A 596-nucleotide genomic window follows, 5' to 3' on the forward strand; every position below is an offset into this window, starting at 1 on the left:
TGCGGCCAGCGCGTTCACGCCCGTGGCCCCGTCGTTGTTGTAGTTGGCCTGCTGCGTGCCGTTGTCGTTGACGCTGTAGTAGTGCGTCTTGCTGGCCGAGATCGCCGTGGAGAGCGAAGTCGTTGCCGTCGAGCTCGACGTCGACAGCGATGTCACCGAGCTGTTCGTGGTCGACAGACCCGTGGAGAGCGAACTGACGCCCGTGGACAGCGAGCTGGCCGTGGTCGAGGTCGAGGTGGAGAGCGACGCGATGTTGCTGGTCGCCGTCGACAGACCCGTGGACAGCGAACTGACGCCGGTCGACAGCGAGCTCACCCCCGTGGAGAGCGAACTGGCCGTGGTCGACGTCGAGGTCGAAAGCGACGTCACGCTGCTGTTCGTGCTGGACAGACCCGTCGAGAGCGAACTGACGCCGGTGGACAGCGAGCTCACGCCCGTCGACAGCGAACTGACTCCCGTGGACAGCGAGCTTGCCGTGGTCGAGGTCGAGGTCGAGAGCGACGTGACACTGCTGTTCGTGCTGGACAGCCCCGTCGAGAGCGAGCTCACGCCGGTGGAAAGCGAACTGTTCGCCGTGGAAGTCGACGTGGACAGTG

At 65.3% G+C, this 596-nt stretch carries 1 protein-coding gene; it reads left to right on the top strand.

Annotated elements, in window-relative coordinates; translation table 11 throughout:
- Positions 1 to 166: 166 nt before the first annotated feature.
- On the top strand, positions 167 to 596 hold a 430-nt coding region (locus tag PXJ20_RS32935), incomplete at its 3' end, for a hypothetical protein (RefSeq protein WP_421057517.1).

Origin of the sequence: Paraburkholderia sp. A1RI_3L, from assembly GCF_048957895.1 — a bacterium.
In the GTDB taxonomy this organism is placed as follows: domain Bacteria; phylum Pseudomonadota; class Gammaproteobacteria; order Burkholderiales; family Burkholderiaceae; genus Paraburkholderia; species Paraburkholderia kururiensis.